Origin of the sequence: Brevibacillus massiliensis (genome assembly GCF_000311785.1) — a bacterium.
Classification (GTDB): Bacteria; Bacillota; Bacilli; order Brevibacillales; family Brevibacillaceae; genus Brevibacillus_C; species Brevibacillus_C massiliensis.
The window spans coordinates 124829-142792 of record NZ_HE978544.1 but is presented as its reverse complement, the minus strand read 5'-3'; the positions used below and the strand labels follow the sequence as shown (position 1 = coordinate 142792).

Genomic DNA, 17964 nt, shown 5'->3' with positions numbered 1-17964 from the left:
AAAGGTGATAAAATGGACGTTATCTCACTGGATGAACGCAAAATGGAGGCCGCCGTATTAGGCGGCGCGGTGCTTGGCGGCGGCGGTGGCGGGCCGATTGAGGAAGGCATGCAGCTGGGCAGGCTTGCGCTGGAAATCGGCGAGCCGCGGCTGGTCACAGTAGATGAGCTGGATGATAGAGACTGGGTCGTGACTGTCTCGGCAGTCGGAGCTCCCGCGGCGCAGGAGCAGTACGTCAAGCCGATTCACTACACCCGTGCCCTGCAGCCGCTGCTCCAGCACTCCGAGCACAGAATCGCCGGATTGATTACCAATGAAAACGGAGCCAGCACGACGGTAAACGGTTGGTTTCAGTCGGCTGCGACCGGCCTGCCCATGGTGGATGCGCCTTGCAACGGCAGGGCTCACCCGACGGGCAGCATGGGTTCGATGAATCTGACAGAGCTGGAATCCTACGTGTCGATCCAGGCAGCCGTAGGCGGAAAAGGGAGCCGGTACATCGAGATGTGCGCCCGAGGTTCCCTGGAGAAGATGGCTGCACTGGTGCGGCGAACCTCTGTGGAGGCGGGCGGCATGGTGGCCGTTGCGAGAAATCCGGTACTAGTCGCCTACGTGAAGGAAAACGGATGTCCCGGTGCGATCCAGCAGGCGATCCAGATCGGGGAGCAGATGCTGGCCCACTCCGGGATGAAGGCGGTCGAAGCCGTGACTTCGTTCTTGCGCGGGAGAATCGTGGAGACAGGCGTGGTGTCCCAGTACGAGTTGACCTCGACCGGCGGATTTGACGTCGGCAGGCTGAACATCGGTTCCCTCGAGCTGACTTTCTGGAATGAATACATGACCATGGCAAAGGGAAAAAGGCTGGCGACGTTCCCTGATCTGATCATGACATTCGATGCGGAAAGCGGTCTGCCGCTCGAGTCGGCGCGGATCGTCAACGGGCAGAAGGCGGCGGTGATTGCCGTTTTGCGCGAGAATTTGCTGCTGGGCTCGCCGATGAGAAACAAAAAGTTGTTTGTGCCGGTAGAAGAGGCCATCGGCAAGCTGATGATCAAGTATTTGTTTGAAACAGAGAGGAGTTGAACGCCGTGACGTTAAAGCAAACAATCACTGTTTACGAAGCGATGGACAGTATGTATGCTTCCGGCCACAGAATCAAGGAATTGTTTGCCCCGTACGCTGATGTGCAGGTGGATGTAGATACCGTTGCCGGAGAGAAGGGCAAGACGGATTTCGTCAAGATTTTGATCCCGGGTAAAAATGGCAAGACCAAGGGATCATCCAGGTCGGAGTGTTGGACGGGCTGACCAAAGCGGAGATTGATGCCGCCTTTTCTCCGGGCCAGGATGATTGCATCCTGACCAGCCGGCTGCTGTCCGGCGAGTCGGCTGTCATGTCAAGGGACAAGGCAGCCCCCGTTCTGCAGGCAAAAAAATTGATCAGCTGGAAGAGGCCGGCTGCAGACATATTCTCGTCCTGTGCACGGGCACATTTGAGGGACTGACGGCGAGGCAGGCCTTGTTGATCGAGCCTGATCAGATCGTCCAATCGACCCTGTCAGCGATGTTGAAGCACAAAAAAGTAGGCGTCATCATCCCGCTGCTGGAGCAGCAGGAATCCTTGTCCGGCCAATGGGGCGGCGGCCTCTCGGCAGTCTATGCCGCAGTGTCGCCATATGCTGCCGATCCGAGCGATTTTGAACAGGCGGCGGAAAAGCTGGCCAGCGAAGGGGCTGACGTCATCCTGCTGGATTGCATGGGGTACGTGGAAGAACACAAGGCGATGGCAGAAGCGTTGTCGAACGCCCTTGTGGCCAAGATTGTTTCAGAGCTGTTTTAATCAAGGAGGTAATGATGATGAATCCGCTGTTGATCGATGCAAGCCGCAACATACTGGAGACGAGTCTTGGCCTATCGCCGGACGAGACGCTTCTGGTCGTATCCGACCGGCAAAAACAAGACATAGCGGAAGCGATCCATCAGGCGGGCCTTGGCCTGGGAGCGGAAGCGATGCTTGTGGTCATGAAAGAGCGGCGAAAGGCGCCCGAATCGCGACGATGCCGGGAATCACCGCTGACATGTTTACGGAAGGGGCGATCACCGCAGACTACGGACAGGTGAGAGCCCGCACGGAAAAAGTCAGCCAATACCTCACGAACGGCCGTGAAGTGCGGATTGAAAAGGACGGCCGAACTCCGCTTTTCCATTGCCGGGCGCGCGGGCATTGCCAGCACAGGGGTATACCTGAATCCAGGGGAATCGGGCAATTTGCCCTCGGGGGAAGCCTATCTTGCCCCTGTGGAAGGAACGGCTGTCGGCGAGATCGTCGTCGACGGCTCCATCGCCGGGATCGGGAAGGTGAGCGAACCGCTTATCGTCACGCTGGAGCAGGGGCGCATCGCCGGCGCCCAGGGAGCCGAAGCGGCTCAATTGTTGGAACTGCTCGGAGAAGGAGATGGGCTGGTATTGGGCGAATTTGGCATAGGTACGAACGACAAGGCCAGGGTTACGGGGAATGTGCTGGAGGACGAAAAGGTCTACGGCACCATCCACGTCGCTTTTGGGAGCAACCGCACCTTCGGCGGGTCCATCGATGCCGGCGTGCATATCGATCTCGTCGTCCACCAGCCTGACGTGTACATTGACGAGATAAACATACTACAAAAGGGAAGGTTGACCGTATAGCCATGATCGGGATTATTCGGGTGCTGACGACGTCCAATCCAGAGATCCTGGGTGAACACGGGGCTATCATCGAGGGAAAATACGGGGTAGCGACCCGGAGTGCATGCATTCCGGATCAACCTCACGGCGTGTACGACGAAGAAACGGAAAGAATAGCCGTTCCCAAGATCGTCGCTTTGGGAAAAGAACTGGCCGCTTCCGGATGCCGCGTCTTGGTGGTGAGCTGTGCCGATGATCCGGGGGGAAAAGAACTGCGCCGGCACGTATCCGTTCCGGTGATCGGGGCGGGAAGCGCAGCGGCATTCGTCGCCTGCGGTTTTGGCGAGCCGGTCGGGCTGCTCGACATTACCAGCACCCCGCCAAGGGTCATGCAGGAGGCGTTAGGCGAGCAGTTGGCCTGGCACGCCTGTCCGGAAGGGGTGACCAATACGACAGACCTGCTTACCCCTTCCGGCCAAAAAGAGGCGCTGCGGGCCGCCCGATCCCTGGTGGAAAAGGGAGCCAAGACGCTGGCCTTCGCTTGCACCGGCTACTCGACCATCGGAAAGGCGCAGCTGATTCGGAAGGAATTGGGAACGACTGTGATCGACCCGGTCGAGGCTGAGGGCTTGCTGGCCTTTTATGCCCTGAACAGATCTTGATTTGGATGTTTTTTTGCCGCTATCAACGTGAGACGATAGCGGCTTTTTCCACATAAAGCCCCGCGTTTTGGAGAATGATGGCGAAAATAGCAAACTTGTACTATAATCAAGGCTGAATCTAGTGAAGCGAGGGAAAACGTGAAGAGATGACACTGAAAACACTGGAAAACGCATTGGAAATCCTCAAATACTTCACAAAAGAGACACCGGCATGGGGTGTACGTGAACTCGCCAAAGAAGTGGCAGTAAGCCATTCCATCATTCATAGAATTTTAACTACGTACGTAAAATACGGCTTCCTGGTGCAAAACCAGGAGACAAAAAAGTACGAGCTGGGCATCAAGTTTTGGGAGTACGGCTTGCTGGTTCAGGACCGGCTCCACATGTCCGATTTTGTACACCCAGTCATGCAAACGCTGTGTGAAGAAACCGGAGAGACCGCTATCTTTACCCTGTTGGACGGCATTGAAGCGGTTGACGTGGAAATCGTGGAGAGTCCCCAGAAAGTCAAGTACCTGCTGACGCCCGGTACAAGAGCGCCTTTATATGTAGGCGCTTCCAGCAAAGTGCTCATGGCCTTCCTCCCGGCTGAAAAGCAGCAGGCTGTCATTCAAAGCGGCCTTGAGTCCTTTACGGGAAAAACCATCGTCGATCCGCAAACACTGCTGGCCGACCTGGCCGACATCAAGAACAAAGGCTGGTGCTTTTCGGAAGGAGAGTACTTCGAGGATACGTTTGGCCTCAGCGTTCCGCTGTTTGACAAAAAAGGCAAGGTTGTCGCTTCGCTGTCGATCGCAGGGCCGAGCTACCGCATGACAGCGGAGAAAATGCCGGAGGCATTGGCCATGCTGCAAAACAGCGCGAGAAGCATCCAGGAGTACCTGCAAAAGTTTGACTTTAACCTGCTTCGCCAGAAGTCTCCCACCTCTTAGGTGGGGGATGAATGGTGGAATATTTCAGTAGTAGACATAGGAAAGAAAGTGATGGTAATGAAACTGGATAATAACAACTATTCAGTATTCCTCTTCTATTAATACAAGTCGTTCTGGTCATCAAATATCGCCGAAAAGTCATCCATGATCACATATCAGATAGACTCACAGCGGGAACTGGCTTACAAGCAATTTGACACATCGATCTTCTACTCGATGCAGCAAAAGGAGCTTCCTGTACTCAAACGGGAGTTCCCCGAATACAAGGAAGTCCATTCACAGGTGTTGCAAGATTGCCTGCAACGCCTCGATGATGCTTATCAGCGCTTTTTTCGCAAGGAAGCCGGGTATCCCCGTTACAAATCCAAAGACCGATATGCTTCCTTTACCTACCCGCAACCGGGTGCGGTGAAAAAGACGTTTGAGAAGAAGGGATACGTGTATCTGCCGAAGATTGGTTTTGTCAGGATGAAGATCCATCGGGAATTTGACGGATGCCATGTGACTCAACTCAGCGTCAAGCGATATGCAGACCAGTGGGTGGTCAATATCACCGTAAAAGGGGAAGAAACAGAAATGATTACTTCCTCCATCGAAAGGATGGTTGGCATTGACGTCGGGTTAAACACCTTCGCGGCCCGGAGAGAGATCTTCGGGTTTTTTATTTTCTGCCTGACCCACATTTTCCATCTAGACAAAAATAATTCATATCAATTATCATGATAGCATATCTGATAATGATTATCATTCGGGGTGTTTCAATATGCTGTTAAGCGATTGCAGTATCGGAAAAAAAGCGAAAATCAAGGCGATGTCGCTGGCAGATTCTTTCTCTAAGCGGATGATGGATCTCGGGCTGATGCCGGGAACAGAGGTGCAAGTGGTACGGAAGGCACCGCTGGGCGATCCGATTGTCGTACAAGTCCGCGGGTACCAGGTAAGTTTCCGCATGTCAGAAGCGAGCTGCATCGAAATTGAAGCGACGAACTAGAACAGAAAACAACATGTCAGAGCCCATGAGGAAGAAGTTGGTCGGATGAAACAGACAATTGCCCTGGTAGGAAATCCGAATGCGGGCAAGACTTCGCTCTTTAATGTCTTGACGGGGACCAGGCAGTATGTAGGCAACTGGCCCGGCGTCACCGTTGAGAAGAAAGAGGGATGGATTAAAGGGCTGGCCGGCAGCATGCTGATTGATCTGCCCGGAGTGTACAGTCTGTCAGCGCAATCCCTTGAGGAGAAGCTGGCGATATCCTTTTTGCTTCAAGAGACCCCGGATTCGATTTTGAATATTGTCGATGCCTCCAACCTGGAGCGAAATCTCTATTTCTCGGTGCAATTGCTTGAGATGGGGCTGCCGAGCATGGTGGCCCTCAACATGATGGATGTGGCTGGCTCACGGGGATTGCACATTGATGTACGGCTGCTGGAGCAAAAGCTGGGTGTGCCCGTCATACCGATGATCGCCCGCAAAGGAACCGGGCAGCAGCTGCTCTTGCAGCGTCTTGCTGCGGAAGGACCGGTACGCAGCGCCTTGCACATTCCCTACCCTGAGCGGGTGGAATCGGCGATAGCGGAATTGTCGGCAATACTCGGCAGGAGCAATCTGAAGCTGACCCCGGATGTGCGCTGGCTGGCGACGATGTGGCTGGAGCGCAATGATACGGTTGGACAGCTCATCCGCTCGCAAGTGGAACCAGGGCTGCTGCAGCAGCTGGAGAGCGTTCGTGAAGCATCTGGCGCAGCGGTTGATCAAGAGATACGCAATGCCCGCTACGCCTGGATTGAGGCGCTGCTCAAAGAGGTCACTGTGCAGAAGAAGACCGTCGGGCAGACCTGGAGCGATCGGATTGACAGCCTGATTCTGCACCGCTTTTTGGGCATCCCGATTTTCCTTGCGTTTATGTATTTGATCTTCCAGATAACGTTCAGTTGGGTGGGGACAGCGCTCTCCGACCAACTGGATGCCTTTTTCAGCGGACCGGTTGCCGAGGGGCTGCAATCCATGCTCACAGGGCTCGACAGCCCGGAGTGGTTTAGCAAGCTGGCCACGGACGGCATCCTTGCAGGTGTCGGGTCGGTTTTAGTGTTTGTGCCGCAGATCGGGATTCTCTTTCTCTGCTTGTCCTTTCTGGAGGACTCCGGGTATATGGCCCGGGCGGCGATTCTGATGGACCGGTTCATGCGGGCGATCGGCCTTAACGGGAAAGCATTCATTCCGCTGATCCTGGGATTCGGCTGCAATGTGCCTGCGATTATGGCTGCCCGGACGTTGGAGGATCAAAGAGGCCGATTGGTGACGGCGCTGATATCGCCGTTTATGTCCTGTTCGGCACGGCTGTCGGTCTACTCGCTGTTCGTATCTGCCTTCTTTGTGAGCCATCGGGCAGAGATCGTGTTTTTGCTGTATCTGACCGGGATTTTGATGGCTGTGTTGACAGCGCTTGTACTAAAGCGGTTTGTAAAAGCAGACGAAGGGATGTTCCTGATGGAGCTTCCTCCCTATCGGGCTCCGATGCTCAAAAGCCTGCTCCTGCATACCTGGGATAAGGCGAAGGGGTTTGTGCGAAAAGCAGGTACGATCATATTCGGCATGTCCGTATTGCTTTGGTTCCTCGGAAGCTTTTCCTGGACGGGTCTTGTACCGATGGATGAGAGCTTGCTGGCCTGGATCGGCGGTATAGTGGCACCGATGTTTGCCCCGTTGGGGTTCGGGACATGGCAGGCTGGCGTTTCGCTGATCACCGGTTTCCTGGCCAAAGAGGTCGTGGTGTCAACCATGGGCATCGTTTACGGTGCGGGGGATTCCGCCAGTTCGCTCGGAACCGTGCTGCAAGGCGCTTTCTCGCCGGCCGCAGCCCTGTCATTTTTGTTCTTTGTTTTGCTCTACACGCCTTGTGTCTCTACCGTGGTGGTCATGAAGCGGGAAACCGGGTCCTGGAAATGGACGCTGCTCTCTATTTTGTACAGTTTTCTCGCGGCCTGGGTCATCGCGTTCCTCGTCTACCAAATAACTCGGTTCATCCTGTAAAATCATGCGGAAGCGGAGGGGAAGGAAATGATCTATGTCGTTATCGCCGCTGTGCTTGGGTTTGCCTTGTGGCAGTTGGTCTCCTTTGTGAAGCGGACAAAAGCGGGAAGCTGTGCCAGCGGCTGCAGCGGCTGCGGGTCAGACGGAAACTGCTCCATCCAAAAAACGAAAATGCCTCCGTTAAAAGAAGAGTGAGTCATGCAAAGATGCAAAGGGGAGCAGCGATTGCTCCCTTTTTTCACGTTTCCACACGCGGTTTCGTCGGATAACAGTTGGGGGCCTTTACGTCTGTAACCTCTGAGAGCTTCATCAAGTAATAGCACTCTTCCCGGGACATGTGGTCAGCCATAAGCGGTGACAAGGTGCCAAGCAGTTCATCGGTCAGCCGCAGTTCCTCCAGTTCGCATAAGAATGCCTGAAACATGTGGATTTCCAGTTCCGCCTGGTGGTTGAACCGGCCCAGGGCGGGAAAGTTCGTCAGGTGTGTTCGCAGGTATCCACGAAAACACTTGATTTTCGGACGATTTATGTTTAATATTTAGTTAAATAACTAAATATCTAAATCAAGAATGTGAGGAGAGGAATTTGAACGAGACATTTAAAGCTTTGTCTGATCCTACAAGAAGGAAAATTCTCGATTTGTTAAAAGCGCGTGACTTAACTGCAGGGGAGATTTCAGAGCACTTCGATATGACGAAGCCGAGCATTTCCCAGCATCTCAAGATTTTAAAGAATGCCCAATTGGTTCAGGATGAAAAGAAGGGCCAATTTGTTGTTTACTCACTCAATACGACAGTCTTTCAAGATTTGATCAGTTGGGCTTTCCACTTTACGCAGAAGACGGACAGCAGAGGAGATGAGGGAGAAAAATGATGAAGAAGCATGTGTTCCCGCTATTACTGATTGGCATTACCATCTTGATCTGGGTGATCGCATTGCCAAAACTTCCGGCAGAGCTGCCTGTACACTGGAACTTTAACGGGGAAGTCGACCGCTATGAGTCCAAGGCAGGGGCCATGCTCTCCATGGTTGGAATGATGGTTCTGATCTACGGATTGTTTGTCGTTGTTCCCCGGATCGATCCCCAAAAGGCCAACTACAAGTACTTCACCAAGGGCTACGGGATCATTGTCAATTCTGTGTTGGCATTAATGGCGATCGTGAATATCCTCACCGTCCTCGCCGGTTTAGGGTATGACATTCCGATCGGAACCTTGGGAAACTACGTCTTGGGCGCGATTTTTATTATCGTCGGTAACTTCATGCAGCAGGTCAGAACGAATTACTTTATTGGCATCCGAACGCCCTGGACGCTCTGCAGTGAGACGGTCTGGAAGAAAACGCACCGCCTTGCCGGCAAAGTGTTCTTTCTTGGCGGATTGCTGATCATCCTGGCTGCCTTTTTGCCGACCGATTGGAAGCCGGCCGTCACTTTAACGGTTGTGATCATCACTGCAGGGCTGCCGCTGGCATACTCCTACTGGCTGTACAAAAAAGAGATCGGCAAAATGTAGCGCAAAAGAACACCGCCCCTTGAGCGAGCGGTGTTCTTTTATATATTTGCGTTCAGGTGGCGGGCTGCGTCTGTGCGGTACGCGCTGATTGCAGGCACGATGCCAGCCAGGATTCCCAGGAGGCCGACGCCTCCGATCAGAGTCAGCAGTTTCCAGCTGTATGTGATGCTTACCGTGATGGAAACCTGGGAACCGATGTACTGGGCCAACATCCAGGACAGGACGTATCCGAGAAGCACCCCGCCGGCACACCCGAGGAATACGACAAGAACGGATTCCAGGAAGATAATAGTGAAAACAGCGTTTCTGTTTGCCCCGATCGCTCGCAAGATGGAAACGGTGCGCCGCCTCTCAACGGTCGATCCGTACAGGGCGAGAATGATCGTCAACCCTGCCATGCCGAGTACAACCCAGCTGATATACTGCAGGATCTCTTCTCCGCTGCCCATCATGTCAAATATTTTGGCAATCACCTGTCCGGGAAAGACAGCTTGTGCCTCTTTTCCCTGATTGATTTCCTGGTACAGCTTCATCAGGTCCATGTAGCTTGCCGGTTTAATCAATGCAGCCGTAACACCTAAAGCCTCGTGGTCGCCATGCTCATCGCTATCAACGGCATTCTGTACGGGTTCATGATGGTCACCCTCATCATGCTCATGGTGTTCGTGGCTGATCCAGTAACTATCCATACTCACATAAATACCTTGATCCGCTGGAGCAGATACGCTGCGCAGGATTCCTACCACCGTGTATGGATGATCCTTGTGTTCTCCCTCTGGTTCTATTGACCGGGCTACGCCGTGACCAGAGATAAAGCGGTCGCCGATTTTCAACCCGGTCTCCTTGGCTGCCTTTGCCCCGATGACAGCCTCATACGGCTTATTGAATATCCTGCCGGCCTCCAGTTGAAAGTACGGCGGATCAATCGGCCTTCCCTTCAGCTCAAAGAATTGCGGGCTGGTGCCGACAATCCGATACCCTTGGTAATTGTCGCCCAAGGCAAAAGGGATCGCTTGGGCGACGCGAGGGTCTGTCTCAAGCGTATGGTAATAGTCCAGCGGTATGTTTGCCAGCGGGTTATCCATCAGGAAAATGGTGTTGAACACCAATTGGTTCGCGCTGCCTTTGGAACCGACGATCATGCCGAAGGGCTCGCTGGCTTTGATGATCCCTTGCTTCACTCCGCCGGAAAGCAGCATGATGCCAAGCGTCAAAGAGACTCCGATGGTAACGACGCCGATCGTGATCAGGGTTTGAATGCTTCGGTTGACCAGGTTGCGCCAGGCCATATGCAAGAGTGACAAGTTAACCGCCCCCTCGGTTCCGCTATGGACAGATCGCGGATATGAATGATTCGATCCAATCTGCCTGCCAGTTCCAGATCGTGAGTGCAGAGCAGCAGTGCAGCGTCATTCGATCGGCACGTCTCCATCAGCAAAGCAAAGACCTGGGCAGCATTGTCGCGATCAAGACTGGCTGTCGGTTCATCGGCCAGAACGAGGGCCGGGCGGTTGGCCAGCGCGCGAGCAATCGACACCCGCTGCTGTTCCCCGGTGCTGAGCTGTCCGGGTTTGTGATGCAGCCTTTGCTCCAGTCCCACTTGCGACAGGAGCTCAACGGCACGCTGTTTTTGCTCATTGGGGGGAATGGTTTTGCCAAATCGCATCGCCGCCAGGACATTTTCCACGACCGTATATCCCGGCAGCAGATGAAAGCTCTGAAAGACATAGCCGATGTGCCGGGCGCGAAACCGATCCAGCTTTGCCTCGGGCAGCATCTCGAGCTGCTGGTCGAGCAGGCGAATCTGCCCGCTTGTGGGACGGAGAATTCCCGCGATGATGTTCAGCAGTGTGCTCTTGCCCGAACCGCTTGGGCCAACCAAGGCCACACGCTCTTGAACATCCATGTGAAAGCGGGCGATGTTCAAAACATGGATCAGTTCTCTGCCGGGAAGCCGGTACGACTTCGTCAGGTTTGCAATCTCCAGCATTATTTCAGCACCTCTACCTGATCGGCCATAATGCGGATCAAGCTGACAAAGCCTGTCTCTTCATCCGTCTGGGAGCCGACACTTAGTGTTCCGGTCACTTTCACCTGGTGTTCCGTTGGAGTAATCTCCTTGCCTTCCGGCATAAACACAACGACAATATCCGTCGGCCAGTCGGCATCCGTCGAACAAAAAGGACAGATGGTCAAGGCCACTTTCGTTAAAACAAAAAAACGGACTTGTGCGGTCAACGGAGGAGCCATGTACCCGATCATCTCCACCTTTTGTCCAGACAGCCGATTCACTTTATCCGAGATTTTTACTCCCCTTACCGTTACGTCAGAGTAGAGATCCTGAAAGGTTAGGCGGGTGACTGTCTCGGTTTCCTTGGGAGCGGATGATTCTGTTGGGCTGGCGGCTGATTTCTCGGCGGTATCGGTTGGTTGCCGCTTGGGTGCGGGCTGAGCTATGGTCTTCCCGACGCTTGGTACGGCTGTTGCCGGGGTGTTCGGCTGACTATTGGCCTTCGCGGGGGGTGCTTCGACCGCTGCCGGGGTGTTTTGCTGACCCGGCGTCTTCCCGGGGGCTGGTCCGGCTTTTTCCGGAGTGTTTTGCTGTCCCTCGCTCTTCCCGTCAGCTGGTTGGACTGCTGCCGTAAAGTCTTGCGGTTCCTCGGCCGTCCCGCTGTCCGGGGTCTGGGTCTGACTTGGCTTGGCGTCTTCCTCAGCGTCTGTTGTGGGGGTGGACACAGCAGGCGCCTCTGATATCGATTGAACGGTCAAATCACCCTCGCTCCCACTGGTGCGGGGAGCGGGGTGATTACAACCGGAAATGAACAGCGCGAGGGGGAGGAGACTGGCAAGCAGAGCGGTTATGCGCTTTTTTTCCGACAGCATGCGTGCACCTCCGGCATTGCTCATTTTTGTTTGGGTTCCGGCAATTTTAGTCCGAGTGCATGAACCATGCCGAAGAACACGTCTGTGTTGTCCATCGTGCCTTTAAAGTAGCCGGAGCCCGGGCCGTACGCCATCAACGGCACATCATCGGCCGTGTGCACCCCTTGGCTTTCAGCCGTCGGGCTGATCGTACCGGGCCTAAGGAAGCGGTCGCGGTTTGGATCATCGGGATTCGCCAATTTGGCGGGGTTGGCCACGTACACGCCATCCTTGTTTTTGACGGTCGGCGAGGTCGGCACCGGGTCGAACTTGTAGTCTTCGTAGTAGTCGGGATGCGAACCGAAGACCACAGCCAGCTTGCGGTCGACATCGGGATTGTCCGGGAAGCCGTCGCCGTTGCTGTCGACATAGGTGGGGAACTTGGCAGCTTCATAGGTGCGTACAGCTTCCCTGCCTGATTTTCCGTCACCTTCCCAGTACGTGCCGGAAATGCTGACCGAGTGGGAATGGTCTGCCGTCACGATGACCAGGGTATCGCCGTTTTTCTCGGCAAAGCGTTTGGCAACGCCGACTGCTTTGTCCATTTCGATGGTGTCGTAAGCCGCACGCTCCCAATCCAGCGGATGGAGCTGCTTGTCAATACTGGCGCCTTCTACCATCAAGAAGAAGCCGTTCTTGTTTTGGCTCAGGACATCGATGGCTTTTTGCGTCATATCCCATAAATTGGGTTGATCGGTAAATGACTTCAGTTCTGCTTGATTATGCGTAGACCGGTCGTAGTAAACGCTCATGTCGCCGGTGTGGAACAGTCCCAGCAGCTTATCAGGTTTTTTGACTGCCTGCAATTGTGTCGCGTTCTCAACGATGGTGTACCCTTTTTGCTGGAACATGTTGAAGAGGTCCTTATCGTCTTTTCGCTTGGAACCAGGCGTCGATTGCGGGAGGAAGTAAGCCGATCCGCCGCCCATAACCACTTCAGGCTGCAGGTTGTACAACATCTCAGCGATTTCCGCTTTATCCGAACGGCGGCGGGTATGGGCAGCCACTGCGGCGGGAGTGGCATCTTCGATTTCAGAAGTGGTGACAATGCCGACAGACATGCCTTTGGAGCGTTTCAGCATTTCAGCCAAAGTCTCTACCTTGGGATCGTCAAGGGAATCTTCCGTATTGTCCGGGTAAACGCCCAACGCGTTGACAGCCGACTTGTGGCCCGTATTGTAGGCGCTGGCGCTATTGGCAGAGTCGGTAACCAAAGAGTCCATCCCGGAAGTGGTCACCACTGCCCGCTGTTCGAATTGGTCCATCTCCAAAAGACCGTTGTATTTTCCCTCTGTCATTCCTTTGGACATGATTCTGGCGATGGTAATGTCCGGCAATGCCATGCCGTCACCGATGAAGAGGATGACGTTTTTCGCCTTTTTGCCGCTGTTGTCAGCTACAACCACCTCGTACTTGACCGATTTGGACAGGCCGTCAGCCTTCACGCTCACCTCATATGTACCGGCTTTGCTGATCGTCACGTCGCGGATGGTAAACGCCTGACTCTTGTCCGTTTGCGTTTTTTCAAACGGTTTTCCAAAAAATGTTTCGGCATCCTGGCCGTTCACCTGAATGCTGACAGAGCTTGGCGGGGCCGATAGATTGTTCAATTCCACGCGAAAGTCAAACTTGCTGCCGGCCAGCATTTTTGCCCGGTCGATCGGAGCGATGTAAACAGACGCTTTTCCGGTTTGCTCCGCAGCGTATACCGCAGCAGGATTGCCTGCCAAGGGCCCTGCGCTGTCAGCCAGCAGACAGCAGGCGAAGGCGAGACAGGTAACAGCTTTGAGCGCTTTTTTTCTCATTTTTAAACAGCACCTCCATTCGAATAATGGCACCTCAATTGTAGGAATGGATTGTTAATTCTCGTCGAGGAAGAGGTTAAAGAATGATGTTGGTTTTGTTGAGAAACCAAAAAAGGTCCTTGGAAACATCTCCAGGGACCTACTGCTGCAATCGATACTTGCCGGCATTGGTCAGTTTCACGTCAACGGTAACGCTGCCGAGGGAATCAGGTGTAAATTTTAGCCAGACCTGTTTCTTCCTGATTTTCCATTCCCTATGAAAAGATAGATCGAAAAAAACGCCCGAAAACCTCCGGCAACTGCTGATCCGTAGTGTTGCTTCAGCCACGGGATAATAGGCTGTTGGCCGGTACGCTTCATGATGGTATGCAGCAGAGAGACCCACAACAGGTAGGGCAGAAGCGTCAATGCTATACTCAGCCAGGCATCCCGTTTGGCTTCCTGAAGCAGTGGAGGAATGACGATCACATGGTTCATCAATCCTGTCGCCAAGACGATGACAGAAAAAGTGGGCAGTATGCCAAGGGCACCTGGTTTATGATTCATTTAGTACGCCTCCCTCAGTCAGCAGGCGGAAATTATATGAACATTTATTCCCAAGGGAATCCAAAATATAACTCTTTATTCCAACGATTAACAATGGGAACGGATAACTTTTTGACGGATATGGTTTGAGAAATTGGCGGTGATGTATTACACTTTTCCTATCGCTCGAGATACGTATCTTGTTTCAGGAGGCAGATTTTTTGGCTTTTTCTTCCAAAAGACGTCGGCTAAGCTCGGTTCAAATCATTGTGCTCTTTTATATCATCACCGTTCTGATCGCCACAGTGCTGTTGTGGATGCCCGTATTTCACCGGCCGGGCGTTACGATATCTTTTATTGACGCACTGTTTACCGCATCGAGCGCCGTCAGCGTCACAGGCCTTACCGTGGTTACGATTCACGAGGTATTTAATCACGCGGGAATTCTGCTGATCTCCCTGCTCCTGCAGATCGGCGGGATCGGAATCATGACACTGGGGACGTTCTTCTGGCTGGTGTTCCGGCAAAAAATCGGGCTGGAGCAGCGAAAGTGGATTGCGACAGACCACAACCGGCCGACGCTGGCAGGACTGGTTGACTTGATGCGCAACATCCTGCTTTTGGCGATTTTCATCGAGTTGGCTGGAACGATTTTGTTGGGGAGTTACTTTTTGTGGGCTGGGTACCACGACAATTGGTATTCCGCTTATTACCATGGCTTTTTTGCTTCCGTCAGCGCCTTTACCAATGCCGGGTTTGACATCTACGGCAGCTCTCTGATGGGATTTTCCCGGGATTACGTCTTCCAGATCATCAACATGCTGTTGATCGTATGCGGGGCGATCGGCTTTCCCGTATTGATCGAGGTGAGAAGTTACCTGGCTCATCGCCGCATGAGGCAGCGGTTCCACTTTTCGCTATATACAAAAATTACGACGATTACCTATTTTTCTCTTGCTATGGCGGGAGCCGTGTTCTTTTACCTCTTTGAACACGGAGCGTTTTTACAGGGGAAACCGTGGCACGAAGCGCTTTTCTACTCCTTGTTCCAATCCGTTTCGTCACGAAGCGCCGGTTTGACGACGATGGATATAGGTTCGCTTTCCAACCCGACGCTGGTCATGCTGTCGGTGCTGATGTTTATCGGGGCCTCTCCCAGCAGCGTAGGGGGCGGGATCCGCACCACGACGTTTTTTGTCCTGCTGGCGACCGTGCTGAATTACATGCGCGGCCACCAAAGTGTTAAAGTGTTCGGCAGAGAACTGGTGGAAGATGACATCAAACGCGCCTTCATGGTCTTTTTCGTCGCCATCACCCTGGTCTTCACCGCGATTATCATGCTGCTCTGGATTGAAGAACTGCCTGTCCAGCACATCGTGTACGAGGTGTGTTCGGCCTTCGGGACAACGGGTTCATCGATGGGCATCACCTCTGCGCTGAGCACGCCGGGGAAATTGATCCTCATCATTACGATGCTGATCGGACGCATTGGCATCATCAACCTGCTCCTGTTGCTGAAGCGGGACGAGCGGGTGATTCGCTATCACTACCCGAAAGAGCGCATTATCATCGGGCAGTAATGACCTGAGATGACAAGACCCCAATCCTCGATTGGGGTTTTTTGATCAATGATTGATAACCTATATGCATGGTTATGATGCAAATATGGAATTAGAAGTTATCATTTAAGTGAAGTAAGATAGAAGGCGAGGTAAGGTTAATGGAGCTGCATCAAATTCAGTATTTCCAAACAGTTGCCCGCACCCAGCATTTTACGCAGGCCGCAGAGCTCCTCTCCATTTCGCAGCCGGCACTGAGCAGGTCTATCTCCAAGCTGGAAACAGAATTGGGGGCGCCCCTGTTCGAACGGCGGGGACGGAACGTTGTGCTCAACCACTACGGAGAGCTATTTCTGCAGCGGGTGGAACGCGCAATCGAGGAGCTTGAAGTAGGGAAGCGTGAGATCCAGGATTTGATCAACCCGGACCACGGCACGGTCGCTTTGGCCTTTTTGCATTCGCTGGGCAGCCAGTTTGTTCCGGAACTGCTCAGTTCGTTTCGGATGAAGCACGCCAACGTCAACTTCCAACTGTATCAAGCGGCGACAAAGATGATTCTGGAACAGCTGAGGTCAGGGAAAATCGATCTCGCCCTCACTTCGTTTCAGGAAGGATTGGAGGGGATCTGCTGGGAACCGCTGCTCACGGAGGAGCTTTTTCTGATCGTATCCATCCATCACCCGTTGGCACAGCGGGATCAGGTCGAGCTTTCGGCGGTTGCCGAAGAACCGTTTATCGCCTTTAAGGGCGGCTACGGGATGCGCACGATCACGGACAAATTGTGTCAGCTGGCCGGATTTTCGCCCAGAGTGACTTTTGAGGGCGAAGAGATTGCCACTGTGGCCGGGCTTGTGGCCGCCAGGCTGGGGGTCGCCTTGGTTCCCGACGTCAAGGTACTGGACAAGACAAAGGTCAAGCTGCTGCGCGTTTCCGACCCGCCCTGCAGCCGGACGATCGGGGCAGCCTGGGAAGAGACGAAATACATGTCTCCGGTGACGAAGGTCTTTCTGGATTATGTCAAAAGTTCCTGCCATACTGCCTGAAAGTAAATTTCATAAGGAAAAGAGAGCTAGACATCATGAATGATCTAAAACGAGGGACAGCCGGCTTTCGCAGGGCCAATTTCGCCTTGTTTGCCGGGGGATTTAATACATTTGCCGTACTGTATTGCACGCAGCCGCTGCTTCCGGAGATCGCCAAAGAGTTTCACATCCCGCCTGCCGCAGCCAGTCTGTCGCTGTCACTGGCGACCATCGCGCTGGCGGTCAGCATGCTGTTCATCGGCTCGCTCTCCGAAGCCTGGGGGCGGAAGGGGATTATGACCGTCTCCCTGGTTGCCGTATCAGCGCTCTGTCTCTGGAGCTCGTACAGTACAAACTTTTACAGTCTGTTGGCCTTTCGCGTTGCACAGGGAATCGTTTTGGCCGGACTGCCGGCGATCGCGATGGCCTACCTGGGGGAGGAAATCGAACCGAAGAGCTTGGGGGTGGCAATGGGCCTGTATATCAGCGGAAATTCGATCGGCGGGATGGGCGGACGGGTGATCACCGGAATGCTGACCGATTTTTTTGATTGGCGCACAGCGATCTTCGGGCTTGGCGTACTGGGGGTCGTTGCCAGCCTGCTGTTTTGGCTTGCGCTGCCGCCCTCGCGCAATTTCAAGCCGCGTCCGCTGCAGGTCGGCAAAATGGTAAAGTCATTGGCCAGTCAAATGAAAGAGCCCAGGCTTCTGTGCTTGTACGGACTGGGATTCATGCTGATGGCCGGCTTCGTCACGCTGTACAATTACATTGGTTTTCAGTTGACCGCTCCTCCCTACTCGCTCAGCCAGACAGTCGTGGGCTGGATTTTTGTGGTTTATATCGTGGGAACGTTCAGTTCGACCTGGATGGGTTTGCTTTCGGACAAATACGGTCGTTCAAAAGTGCTGAAAAGTACGCTGTTGATCATGCTGATTGGCGTTTGTTTCACCTTGAGCGGCAGCCTGCCGGTCAAAATTATCGGAATCGCCGTGTTTACCTTTGGATTTTTTGGCGGCCATTCCATCGCCAGCAGCTGGGTCGGGAAGCTTGCCGTCCATGACAAAGCCCAAGCCGCGTCGCTGTATCTGTTCTTTTACTACACGGGCTCCAGTATCGGCGGCACGGTCGGCGGCATTTTTTGGACTGATTTCGGTTGGAGCGGCGTAGTCGGTATGATCGTATGTTTTCTGGTTTTGGCTTTTCTGTTGTCGGCGCGTTTGTCCGCAAGCGTTGAAAAACAGCAGAGGCGCCCTGTAGTAGAGGCAAGACAGTAAAGCGGTTTGACTTGACAGGCGAATCTTTTGCGAACGGAGATTCGCCTGTTTTTGC

Annotated in this window: 20 protein-coding genes and 2 pseudogenes; 16 read left to right on the top strand and 6 right to left on the bottom strand. The window is 53.6% G+C overall.

Annotated elements, in window-relative coordinates:
• Positions 1 to 12 precede the first annotated feature (12 nt).
• The 11 genes and pseudogenes from HGBM_RS18745 to HGBM_RS29770 all read left to right on the top strand — a co-directional run bounded on the left by HGBM_RS18745 (position 13) and on the right by HGBM_RS29770 (position 7483).
• On the top strand, positions 13 to 1083 hold the full coding sequence (locus tag HGBM_RS18745) for an S-methyl thiohydantoin desulfurase family protein (RefSeq protein ID WP_019122621.1): 1071 nt from the start codon (positions 13 to 15) through the stop codon (positions 1081 to 1083).
• A 5-nt stretch (positions 1084 to 1088) separates the two neighbouring features.
• On the top strand, positions 1089 to 1307 hold the full coding sequence (locus tag HGBM_RS29040; protein WP_019122620.1) for a hypothetical protein: 219 nt from the start codon (positions 1089 to 1091) through the stop codon (positions 1305 to 1307).
• Positions 1292 to 1504, top strand: a complete 213-nt coding sequence (locus HGBM_RS32610) for an AroM family protein (protein ID WP_390620994.1) — start codon at positions 1292 to 1294, stop codon at positions 1502 to 1504. The genes HGBM_RS29040 and HGBM_RS32610 overlap by 16 nt, the downstream gene beginning before the upstream one ends.
• Positions 1435 to 1839 carry an AroM family protein gene (locus HGBM_RS27965; RefSeq protein ID WP_390620995.1) on the top strand — a complete coding sequence of 135 codons (405 nt, stop codon included), beginning with the start codon at positions 1435 to 1437 and terminating at the stop codon, positions 1837 to 1839. Before HGBM_RS32610 ends, HGBM_RS27965 begins: the two co-directional genes overlap by 70 nt.
• 17 nt (positions 1840 to 1856) lie before the next feature.
• A pseudogene (locus HGBM_RS27960) lies at positions 1857 to 2684 on the top strand (aminopeptidase).
• Between the two features lie 2 nt (positions 2685 to 2686).
• A complete protein-coding gene (locus HGBM_RS18730; RefSeq protein WP_019122619.1) occupies positions 2687 to 3325 on the top strand; it encodes an aspartate/glutamate racemase family protein in 639 nt (212 codons plus the stop codon).
• 146 nt (positions 3326 to 3471) lie between these two features.
• Positions 3472 to 4257, top strand: a complete 786-nt coding sequence (locus HGBM_RS18725; protein ID WP_019122618.1) for an IclR family transcriptional regulator — start codon at positions 3472 to 3474, stop codon at positions 4255 to 4257.
• Between the two features lie 144 nt (positions 4258 to 4401).
• Positions 4402 to 4980, top strand: coding sequence for an RNA-guided endonuclease InsQ/TnpB family protein (locus HGBM_RS27955; protein ID WP_019122617.1), 579 nt, complete (start codon positions 4402 to 4404; stop codon positions 4978 to 4980).
• Positions 4981 to 5020: 40 nt separating this feature from the next.
• Entirely contained in the window at positions 5021 to 5248 is a 228-nt protein-coding gene (locus tag HGBM_RS18715) for a FeoA family protein (RefSeq protein ID WP_019122616.1), read from the top strand.
• A 45-nt stretch (positions 5249 to 5293) separates the two neighbouring features.
• Entirely contained in the window at positions 5294 to 7288 is a 1995-nt protein-coding gene (gene feoB / locus HGBM_RS18710; protein WP_019122615.1) for a ferrous iron transport protein B, read from the top strand.
• 27 nt (positions 7289 to 7315) lie between these two features.
• A complete protein-coding gene (locus HGBM_RS29770) occupies positions 7316 to 7483 on the top strand; it encodes a FeoB-associated Cys-rich membrane protein (protein WP_019122614.1) in 168 nt (55 codons plus the stop codon).
• A 43-nt stretch (positions 7484 to 7526) separates the two neighbouring features.
• On the opposite strand, the pseudogene HGBM_RS27950 reads toward HGBM_RS29770, so the two are convergent.
• Positions 7527 to 7787, bottom strand: a pseudogene (locus tag HGBM_RS27950) (DUF2935 domain-containing protein); the annotation flags it as partial.
• A gap of 86 nt (positions 7788 to 7873) precedes the next feature.
• Between HGBM_RS27950 and HGBM_RS18695 the strand changes: the two are divergent.
• Positions 7874 to 8161, top strand: a complete 288-nt coding sequence (locus HGBM_RS18695) for an autorepressor SdpR family transcription factor (RefSeq protein ID WP_019122612.1) — start codon at positions 7874 to 7876, stop codon at positions 8159 to 8161.
• A complete protein-coding gene (locus tag HGBM_RS18690; RefSeq protein ID WP_026074522.1) occupies positions 8161 to 8802 on the top strand; it encodes an SdpI family protein in 642 nt (213 codons plus the stop codon). The genes HGBM_RS18695 and HGBM_RS18690 overlap by 1 nt, the downstream gene beginning before the upstream one ends.
• Positions 8803 to 8840: 38 nt before the next feature.
• Here HGBM_RS18690 and HGBM_RS18685 read toward each other — a convergent pair whose 3' ends face one another.
• The 5 genes from HGBM_RS18685 to HGBM_RS18665 all read right to left on the bottom strand — a co-directional run bounded on the left by HGBM_RS18685 (position 8841) and on the right by HGBM_RS18665 (position 14075).
• Positions 8841 to 10106 (bottom strand): ABC transporter permease, encoded by a 1266-nt coding sequence (locus HGBM_RS18685; RefSeq protein ID WP_147512924.1) that lies wholly within the window; start codon positions 10104 to 10106, stop codon positions 8841 to 8843.
• The gene (locus HGBM_RS27945) at positions 10049 to 10792 is read right to left on the bottom strand and encodes an ABC transporter ATP-binding protein (RefSeq protein WP_019122609.1); all 744 of its coding nucleotides are present in this window, start codon (positions 10790 to 10792) and stop codon (positions 10049 to 10051) included. The genes HGBM_RS18685 and HGBM_RS27945 overlap by 58 nt, the downstream gene beginning before the upstream one ends.
• Positions 10792 to 11685, bottom strand: coding sequence for a hypothetical protein (locus tag HGBM_RS31220; protein ID WP_019122608.1), 894 nt, complete (start codon positions 11683 to 11685; stop codon positions 10792 to 10794). Before HGBM_RS31220 ends, HGBM_RS27945 begins: the two co-directional genes overlap by 1 nt.
• 20 nt (positions 11686 to 11705) lie before the next feature.
• Entirely contained in the window at positions 11706 to 13529 is a 1824-nt protein-coding gene (locus HGBM_RS18670) for an alkaline phosphatase (RefSeq protein WP_019122607.1), read from the bottom strand.
• Positions 13530 to 13748: 219 nt separating this feature from the next.
• Positions 13749 to 14075 carry a GerAB/ArcD/ProY family transporter gene (locus tag HGBM_RS18665; protein ID WP_019122606.1) on the bottom strand — a complete coding sequence of 109 codons (327 nt, stop codon included), beginning with the start codon at positions 14073 to 14075 and terminating at the stop codon, positions 13749 to 13751.
• Positions 14076 to 14275: 200 nt separating this feature from the next.
• Here HGBM_RS18665 and HGBM_RS18660 point away from each other — a divergent pair, with 200 nt between their 5' ends.
• The 3 genes from HGBM_RS18660 to HGBM_RS18650 all read left to right on the top strand — a co-directional run bounded on the left by HGBM_RS18660 (position 14276) and on the right by HGBM_RS18650 (position 17909).
• Complete coding sequence (locus tag HGBM_RS18660) at positions 14276 to 15634, top strand: TrkH family potassium uptake protein (RefSeq protein WP_019122605.1); 1359 nt, start codon at positions 14276 to 14278, stop codon at positions 15632 to 15634.
• A gap of 140 nt (positions 15635 to 15774) precedes the next feature.
• Positions 15775 to 16656: a LysR family transcriptional regulator gene (locus tag HGBM_RS18655; RefSeq protein ID WP_019122604.1), complete on the top strand. Its 882-nt coding sequence runs from the start codon at positions 15775 to 15777 to the stop codon at positions 16654 to 16656.
• A 35-nt stretch (positions 16657 to 16691) separates the two neighbouring features.
• Complete coding sequence (locus tag HGBM_RS18650; RefSeq protein WP_019122603.1) at positions 16692 to 17909, top strand: MFS transporter; 1218 nt, start codon at positions 16692 to 16694, stop codon at positions 17907 to 17909.
• Positions 17910 to 17964: the final 55 nt, after the last annotated feature.